The following is an 8,755-nucleotide window of genomic DNA, read 5'->3' as shown; positions in this document are numbered from 1 at the left end:
GCTATCGGTAAGCGTTTTCAGGTAGGAAAATTCTTTATTCTTATCCTTTTTTTTCGTCAGCAGCTGGCTTACACCTGCCGGTAATGTCTTTTCATTTTTCTGATTTTTAAATTCTTCCAGTATTCCCGATACCGTCGCAATTTGTGATACAAATTGACGATGATAAGATGTATCTCCTGTGACCGTAAACAATCGACTATTATTTTCAGCGATGTACAGAATAGAGATACACGTATCAATTTTCTGATAGTTGTTTTTGATCTTACTCAGACCCTCAATGTTGTGCTTGACTACGTTCGTTTTGTTCTTACGTACCAGCACAATGAGGGCAAAAGTCGATAAGATAAGCAGTAGAAAAGCTAACCAAAGAAACCGTTTACCAACTGTTGTTTTTGTATCTTTCTCCATCTCCCGTCAAACTAATACTACAAGCTTAGTATTTTATACTCAGTTATTTAAACTTAATTAGTCCTTAAAATCAACGTAACTCAAAAGTAGTAAGTTTTTAATCATACTTTACAGTAAACACAAAAAAACAGCACGCTCGCGAGTGCTGTTTTTTTAAAGAGTTAGTACTAGTTTATTACTTGATACGATCTTGATTTTCAGATAAAAAAGCTGCCCAACTACCCTTTTTAGCCTGCTTTATGCCTAAAGCTTTTTTACCCTTATTTGACGCTAATGTGTTTTCGTGATAATAATGACAAATCGCTACGCCGAGAGCATCCGTAGCATCGAGTCGCTCCCCTTCGAGTTTCATTTTCAGAATACTTTCCAGCATATACGATACCTGCTCTTTGGAGGCATTCCCATTGCCCGTTACAGATTGCTTGACGGTCTTGGGCGAATACTCTACGATGGGAATCTGACGGGCCAGAGCGGCGGCCATCGCGACACCCTGAGCACGACCCAGCTTTAACATGGATTGTACATTTTTACCAAAAAAAGGAGCTTCGAGGGCCATTTCATCCGGCGAAAATTCATCGATGATGCCCGTAATCCGCTCAAAAATTTTACCTAGTTTTAACTCATGATTGTCGTACTTGGTGAGATTAATAACGCCGTACTGCAATAGCGTAATGTTCCCCTTCTCCACTAGAATCAGTGCGTAGCCCATGTACCTTGTGCCGGGGTCAACGCCTAAAATGATCTTTTCTGCCATAGCTTTGCAAAGGCTTTCTCAAAAAATGTACGGAGCACTCTGCCCTTCGTATGCTTTTTGTCAGCCTTATTCCTATGCAAAATAACGTCAATTACGCGGCTTTTCGCCGATTTTTTCTCTTTCTGCTGCGGTGGGTACTACCAATAGTGATTATCTGGCTGGTGATCCGAACGCTTCAGCAAAAACAACAGGACCTGGGTAGCGTGTGGGAAGCCATTCAGGTGGCTTTTACCGGAAAAAATGGCTGGTGGCTGGGACTGACCATACTGCTCACGGCGTTGAACTGGTCGATTGAAGCCTGGAAGTGGCAGGTGCTCGCCCGGAAACTGGAATCCCTCAGTTTTTATACCGCGTTGCGGGGCGTACTGGCTGGCCAGTCCCTGGGTTTTATTTCGCAGGCCAATGTGGGCGACCTAACTGGTAAAATGGGATTCTTACAGGCGAAAAACCGACTCAATAGTATTGGAGCTTTTCTGCTCGGTAGTACGCTGCAGTTTCTGGTAACGTTATTCGCGGGGACGCTGGCTTATACGTACTTTCTGTACCGTATGCCCGAACGTCCCGGTGTAGGGCACTTGATTGCTCTGGGCTTGCTTTGGTTAACGACTTTGTTAACGGTCTATGTGCTTTCGTTAAAACACAAGGCGGCCCCTACCCTTGAACGCATCTCCTGGCTGGCGTCCTCAGCCCGGTTTTTCCGCGTATTGGAAACGTATTCTTCCGGTGACGTTCGCTTTTTGGCTTTTTTGGCTTCCTTCCGTTTTCTGACGTATAGCATCCAGTTTCTGCTCGTGCTGTATGGTTTTGGCGTATCGCTGCCGGTGCTCGATCAGCTCACGGTAGTTTGGCTGTTATTTCTGACTAAGAGTGTGATTCCTGCCTTCAGTTTCCTAAGCGACCTGGGTATTCGAACGTTCAGTACGATTTATTTTTTCAGCTTCTACCGCGTTGATCCGGCCCTGGTAACCTCGGCCTCACTCACAATTTGGCTACTGAATATCCTGCTTCCCGTACTGGTCGGCATTGTATTTGTAGCTCAACTTCGATACTTAAAAAATCAACCGGCATGAGTATCCTATGGATCGGCTTGCTGCTGTTTGGCCCCGTGTTATGGTTTGTGTTCAATGCCTTTCTGCTGAATGGCTGGTGGAAAATGCCCGTATACGTACCGTTGCACGCCAATCAGCAATTAACCATTAGCGTACTGATTCCCGTTCGCAATGAAGCTGAGAACATCATCGCTTTACTCGAAGATCTGGATCGGCAAAGCTACCCCGCTGATCGCTACGAAGTCATCGTCGCCGATGATCATTCTACCGATCATACGGCCGAGTTAGTACGGGCCTTTCAATCGAAAGCCCGCTACTCCCTTACCTTGTTGAAGCTCACGGAAGAAAACCATTCTTCGCCCAAGAAAAAGGCCATTTCACAAGCCATTCAGCAGGCGAAGCACACGTGGATCGTCACAACGGATGGCGACTGCCGCGTAGGTCCGCAGTGGCTACAGATCCTGGCTTCGTACCAGCACACAACCCAGGCCCAATTGATTTCGGGACCGGTCACGTTTCACGACGAAGGTTCGCTTAGGAGTCGAATACAGATTGTTGAGTTTGCCAGTCTGGTCGGTTCGGCGGCGGTTGCCATGTTCTGGAAGAAACCCAATATGTGTAACGGAGCCAATTTATCGTACGCCCGCTCGGCCTTTCTAGCGGTCGATGGATTCCAGGGAAACGAAAACCTGGCCTCGGGTGACGATGAGTTTCTGATGCATAAAATGGCTGCCCGTTTTCCCGGCGAAGTCCATTTCCTGAAAAATTCGCTGGCACTGGTTCATACCGGAGCCCACCAGAGTTTCCGTTCGTTTTACCACCAGCGTCGCCGCTGGGCCAGTAAGTGGAGACATTATACCGACTGGAAAGTGTCCGCCCTGGCGATTTTCGTTTTTATGGCTAATGCCAGTACCATCGTTGGCCTGGGAGCCTACCTCGCGGGCAGTATTTCGGGCTTCGTATTGGCTAGTATTCTAGGTCTGAAATTCTCACTGGAATTTCTGTTTCTGGCGGGCGTACTGCACTTTCTCAAGCAGTCAAAAAGTATTGCGTATATTCCGTTCGTGCAATTGATTTACCCGTTTTACGTTTGCTTTTTTGGGTTGCTGGCTCAGGGCAAAGGGTACCAGTGGAAGGGGCGGAAGTTACAGTAATCAGGGTCTGGTGATCTGAACGAGATTGCCGTCCATTTTTTTACCCGCTAATTCGTAGCCAACAATGGCTCGATATGTGCTCTTCCAGGTTATACACGTGTTACACGTTCGTTTATCGAACATCAGTTGAATTGTTAGCGTATCCATGGGTGTCACAACATGTACCTGGCTTTCACGCATGTCTGAAATACTGGCGATTCCGTTGTCGCCAAAACGTACGGAGTCCAGTCCAGGTAGTTGCGTTTTACCTAACACGTAACTTTGGGCTATTTCTTCGGGCGTATAGTTCTGTAGTTGAATTTGTAAATAAGATACGCAAAGCTCTTTCGTGCAACAGGCGGTTAGTACTACTGAGCACAGAGCCAGAAGGTACCACTGACTAAATCTTTTCATAGCAGTAGAGGTTGTTTTACGATATTTGACACCAAATCTGATTAACCCGTTGCATTGTGGCTTTCTTCTTCCATAAAGTTACTCCGATCCTGCGATCCATTTATCCGGAAATGACCTGGCGGATTCCCTCATCGGAGCCTACGATTTATCTCACCTTTGATGATGGACCGATTCCTGAAGCAACGGAATTTGTCCTGCAAGAGCTGGCCAAGTTTGGGGCAAAGGCTACGTTTTTCTGTATTGGTGATAATATACGTAAACATCCTTCCATTTTTCAGCAAATACTAGACCAGGGCCATTCCGTAGGCAATCATACGTTCAACCATCTCAAAGGCTGGAATACAGACGATGAAACCTATTTTGCCAACGTAGCTCAATGTCAGGAATTACTACCGCCTACGCGATTGTTTCGTCCCCCCTACGGTCGCATTCGAAAACGGCAGGCGTCGTACCTGAAGCAGCACCATCAACTCATCATGTGGGATGTTCTGACGGGCGATTACTCGCCTTCACTGAAACCCGAGCAGGTTTTACGAGGTACGACCAAAGCCTGCGAATCGGGTAGTCTGGTCGTTTTTCACGACAGTATCAAGGCCTGGAAGAATATGAGCTATGCTCTTCCCCGTACGCTGGACTACCTAGCGGAACAAAATTTCAAGTTTGCGGCTTTACCCATGGGCAACGCCGAAGGCGGTAGTCGCTAAAAATGAACCGTTTTGTACTTAATCGGGACGAATCGTAGATTTCTTCCGTTAGAGTAAAATGGTTTTTGCATTTTCCCATTTGAACTACATACCTCCGACGGATCAAAGCCGGAGTGTACGGATGAGCCCTGAAAACAATGAATAAATGGTACCTGGCAATTGTGTTGCTTTCGCTGGCTTGCGTAACGCAGGCTCAACACGTCATTAAAGGTCGCATTACCGACGCCACAACGGGCGATCCGATTCCCTTCGCAGCAGTAGGATTAAAAGGCGGTTCAGCCGGTGGCAATACTGATTTTGACGGAAACTACAGCTTTGCGGCCCGACAACTCAGCGATTCCATTTTTGTCAGCTACATTGGCTACCAACGGGCGACCAAAGCCGTACAACCCGGTCTGGCCGAACAAACCATCGATTTTCAACTTACGGCGGGTTCTTCTCAATTGCGGGAAGTGCGGGTATATGCCAAAGGAGAAAATCCGGCGTTCCGCATTATTCGCAACGCCGTAGCCGCCAAATCAACGCATGACTGGCGGAATCTGAAAGCGTATGAATACGAGAGTTACGTCAAAAATGAGTTTGACGTTAATAAGATTTCGGACCAGTTTCGCAAAGGCCCCATTGGTAAAAAAATCACCGGACCGCTCGAAAAACTCCAGAAAATTGCCGGAGACGATGGGAAACCCATTATTCCCATTTTCCTCTCGGAAAGCTTTTCAGACTACTACCACCGCCGCAATCCCGAGCTGACCAAAGAACGCATCAACAAAACCAAGATTACGGGTGTGGGCATTACGGATGGCAGCACCTTTTCGCAGTTCATTGGTAGTGCTTTCCAGCAGTATAATTTCTACGAAAACTGGCTTCCCATTCTCCGCAAAGAGTTCATATCCCCCATTGCCGACGGCTGGCGAGGTAGTTACGATTATTTTCTTGGCGATACGATTCAGATTGATAATGCCCCGTGTTACGAAATAGAAGTGACGCCACGTCGGGCTCAGGATCTGGCTTTCGTGGGCAAAATCTGGATTGATACGGCCGATTACGCCCTGCGTCAGGTAGACTTACGGATCTCGGGCGATGCCAATATCAACTACGTGGAAAGCATTGCGATTCAGCAGCAACTGACGGCCATAGAAGATTCGACCACGAAACAACGAGCCTGGCTTCCCAAGCAAACCCGCGTGCTGATTGATGTGAAGGAGTTTACGAAGAATTCCGTGGGTTTTCTGGCGAAATTCTTCGTCTCCAACCGCAACTTTAAAATTAACCAGCCCCGGGAAGCGACTTTCTACAATCCAGCGGTTGAACTAGCGGATCATTACCGGGAACAGAAGGATAACTACTGGCAACAGGTTCGACCGGATTCATTGACGGCCGAGGAAAAAACGGCGTATTCACTCATTGATTCCGTCAAGAATATTCCCATTGTTCGGTCGTATACCCAGATTTTATCCATTATTGCGAATGGGTATCAGCGAATTTATAACGGCATTGAACTGGGCCCCTTTTTGAGTACCGGAGCCTTCAACACCATCGAAGGACTACGCTTGCGGGCGGGCTTCCGGACGAACGCCGAGTTCAGTAAAGTATGGGTACTGAGTGGGTATCCGGCTTATGGCTTCAAGGATAATGTTATGAAGTACGGAGCCGATGCCAAGTATATCATCAGTCGTAAACCCTGGGCTGAGATAGGAGCTAGTACCAGTTATGATCTGGAACAAATTGGTCTGACGACTGAAGCCGTAGGGAACAATAGCCTTTTTGCCACCTATTCCCGCTTTGGACGCTATCGGCGGGGGTATTACCAACGCGAGTACATGTCCTACATTCGGGCCGAACTTATCAAAGGTCTGACGCCCATGATCGGGATTCGCCGACGAAGCTTCGAACCCCTGTACAATTTCGCCTACGTGAACAATGGAGATCCGTCCGGTCAATCGGGTACGTACCAGAATACGGAGCTCATAACGGAGTTACGGATTGCGAAAAATGAACTCTTCATTTACAACGACAACGATCGGGTGAGTCTGGGTACGGCTCAGTCGCCCATCTATACGCTCCGGTATTCCCTGGGTCTTCAAAACACGCTGGGTGGCGATTTCAATTACCATCGGTTTACGCTTACGATGGCTGATAATTTTCGGGTAGGCATCCTGGGACGAAGCTTTTATACGCTTTCGGCGGGATATACGCCTTCCACCCTGCCCTATCCCCTGCTCTTTCCGCATTTAGGGAACCAGTCGCTTTTTTACGTGGGCAATGCCTTCAACATGATGAACTACTTCGAGTTCCTCTCCGATCGGTACGCTTCCTTAAAGTATGAACATAACTTTGAAGGGTTGCTCTTCAACCGGCTTCCGGCCATCAAACGTTTGAAATGGCGGACCTTACTGAACGTCAATGTACTGTATGGTGGAGCCCGACAAGCTAATCGGGATATTATCCCCGATTACGATTTGCAAGGGAACCCAATTCCGGGCTTCGGATCGCTGAATTCAAATACGCCTTACGTGGAAGTGGGGTATGGAATCGATAATATTTTCAAGTTTTTCCGGATCGAAGCCATTCACCGACTAACATACCTGAATCAGCCCACAACCATCGACGGCGTTAAAATCAATCGTTTTGCGGTGAAAGCTTCGGCGTATTTCACGCTGTAAAAGAATCGCCTAACTGCTGCTGAATTTCCCGGACAATAGCCAAACCACTGGTCAGAAATTCCCGCACGTAACCCGTAGCCGGCTGCTGAAGCAATTCGGCAGGCGTGCCCGTTTGCAGGAGTTTTCCTTCCTGCATTACGCCCATTCGCTGAGCGATGGTCAGGGCATCGAGTAAATCGTGGGTTACGAACAGACAGGCCAGGCCCGTTTCCTGAATAATACGTTTGAGTTCCTGCTTTAGCTTCTGTCGATTGAGCGTATCCAGATTCGAAAAAGGCTCATCCAGCAGGAGTACTTTGGGTTCGTCGGCAATGGCCCGGGCAATGGCCGTACGCTGTTTTTCCCCACCCGATACTTCCCGAGGAAGCTTGTGCTGGACTGCTTCCAGTCCGGTCAAATCTAGCAGCTCATCGAGCCGTTCGCGTTGGTATTCTTTCGTATACTCCCGCAGGGCGTAAGCGATATTTTCCCGGATGGTATGATTGGGAAGAAGCTTGTACTCTTGTGGGACGAGTTTAATCTCCGCATGACCCGGGATGAGGTACTTCGCCGAAGAAGAAATTTCCTTGCCTTCCAGCCATAATTTCCCCGCATCCGCCGGAGTCAGGCAGGCTAACACGTTCAAGAGCGTGCTTTTACCGGCCCCGCTGGCCCCGATCATGGCAAAAATTTCACCCGCCCGCAAGTCCAGCGAAAGGTCTTCAATAATGAGGTGCTCGCCTACGCTTTTCTGCAAGTGCTGGGCCTGTAAAAGTAAATTCATCCCACAAAAATGGGGAAATTACTGGAACTGGCTCCAGCGAAGTCGCCGATAACTTTTCAGCGTACTCCACAACAATACGCCGTAGAGTAAGGCCATGAACAGGCCGCCACCGGGCACTTTCGTTGCTCCCCAGTGGATCAGACCGCATACAGGCAGTACAAGCATGATCATAATCAACATGAGGGTCGTACGTCCGGCCTCCGCTGTTCCTTTGGGTTCCTGCGAAAACGGTACCTTCCAGTTTGAGTTCTTTGTCCAGGCTTCCAGGCTGGTTACAAAAAGTGCGAACAGATAGCCTGCCAGCAGATCATCGATGATGTGCCAGCCCCAAATGCTCAGTAGCAACACGGAAGAAACCAGATAGAACGGCGTATAGAATTTCAATATAGCGGCCTTGAAATTTCCCAGAATCAGATCGCTCGGTTCGGCAACGGGAGCCGCGTCGTATACCCAGGAGGCCTTGTAATCGTCGGACTGATAGGTATTCGCGTAGAAGGTTCCGGCGACCACCTGTAATACATAAATACCCACCAGATAGAGAGCCCCTTCCCGAATCTGATCGAGTGACTGGCGACCATTTAGCACCGGTCCGATGATCACAAACAGTAGTGGAACGATAGAGCCCATAGCCGGATACGTACGCATTTTAAAGCGACGATCGCGACCCGTGATGTTCCAGGTTAACTCGAAGGTAGCTCGCTCGGCGGGACTGTTCGTGACTGCTTCGGCCAGCCAGGGTAGCAAGCCCCGTCGGGATTTTTCAACGACCACTTTATCCTCTTCTGATCCCGTAGCGGCCAGACCCGCCAGTTTTTTAGTAAAGGAAGGAGCCAGGTATTTACTGTTCACGTAGATCAATGCCGGTGG

The 8,755-nt window shown here is 48.4% G+C and carries 8 protein-coding genes and 1 pseudogene; 4 read left to right on the top strand and 5 right to left on the bottom strand.

What is annotated here, in order from left to right; all coding sequences use genetic code 11:
* Window positions 1-321: pseudogene (locus ACOJTG_RS15840) on the bottom strand (hybrid sensor histidine kinase/response regulator); the annotation flags it as partial.
* A gap of 262 nt (window positions 322-583) precedes the next feature.
* Window positions 584-1,162: a crossover junction endodeoxyribonuclease RuvC gene (gene ruvC / locus ACOJTG_RS15835; protein WP_104711977.1), complete on the bottom strand. Its 579-nt coding sequence runs from the start codon at window positions 1,160-1,162 to the stop codon at window positions 584-586.
* A gap of 74 nt (window positions 1,163-1,236) precedes the next feature.
* Between ruvC and ACOJTG_RS15830 the strand changes: the two genes are divergently transcribed.
* Both ACOJTG_RS15830 and ACOJTG_RS15825 read left to right on the top strand, forming a co-directional pair.
* Window positions 1,237-2,232, top strand: a complete 996-nt coding sequence (locus ACOJTG_RS15830) for a lysylphosphatidylglycerol synthase domain-containing protein (RefSeq protein WP_420154717.1) — start codon at window positions 1,237-1,239, stop codon at window positions 2,230-2,232.
* Window positions 2,229-3,365, top strand: coding sequence for a glycosyltransferase family 2 protein (locus tag ACOJTG_RS15825; RefSeq protein WP_420154716.1), 1,137 nt, complete (start codon window positions 2,229-2,231; stop codon window positions 3,363-3,365). The genes ACOJTG_RS15830 and ACOJTG_RS15825 overlap by 4 nt, the downstream gene beginning before the upstream one ends.
* Here the strand turns inward: ACOJTG_RS15825 and ACOJTG_RS15820 are convergent, their stop codons facing one another.
* Entirely contained in the window at window positions 3,366-3,758 is a 393-nt protein-coding gene (locus tag ACOJTG_RS15820; protein ID WP_420154715.1) for a hypothetical protein, read from the bottom strand.
* Window positions 3,759-3,814: 56 nt separating this feature from the next.
* Here ACOJTG_RS15820 and ACOJTG_RS15815 point away from each other — a divergent pair, with 56 nt between their 5' ends.
* Entirely contained in the window at window positions 3,815-4,462 is a 648-nt protein-coding gene (locus tag ACOJTG_RS15815; protein ID WP_420154714.1) for a polysaccharide deacetylase family protein, read from the top strand.
* Between the two features lie 137 nt (window positions 4,463-4,599).
* Window positions 4,600-7,125, top strand: a complete 2,526-nt coding sequence (locus ACOJTG_RS15810) for a DUF5686 family protein (protein ID WP_420154713.1) — start codon at window positions 4,600-4,602, stop codon at window positions 7,123-7,125.
* Here ACOJTG_RS15810 and ACOJTG_RS15805 read toward each other — a convergent pair.
* Both ACOJTG_RS15805 and ACOJTG_RS15800 read right to left on the bottom strand, forming a co-directional pair.
* Entirely contained in the window at window positions 7,115-7,888 is a 774-nt protein-coding gene (locus ACOJTG_RS15805) for an ABC transporter ATP-binding protein (protein WP_420154712.1), read from the bottom strand. The two genes, ACOJTG_RS15810 and ACOJTG_RS15805, sit on opposite strands and share 11 nt — an antisense overlap.
* A gap of 18 nt (window positions 7,889-7,906) precedes the next feature.
* Window positions 7,907-8,755, bottom strand: an 849-nt coding sequence (locus ACOJTG_RS15800; protein ID WP_420154711.1) for a hypothetical protein, incomplete at its 5' end; no start/stop codon positions are given.

The sequence above is a fragment of the Siphonobacter sp. genome, assembly GCF_048595215.1.
Taxonomy (GTDB): domain Bacteria; phylum Bacteroidota; class Bacteroidia; order Cytophagales; family Spirosomataceae; genus Siphonobacter.
The sequence above is the reverse complement of the archived record's forward strand: the minus strand, read 5'-3'. Positions and strand labels throughout refer to the sequence as shown.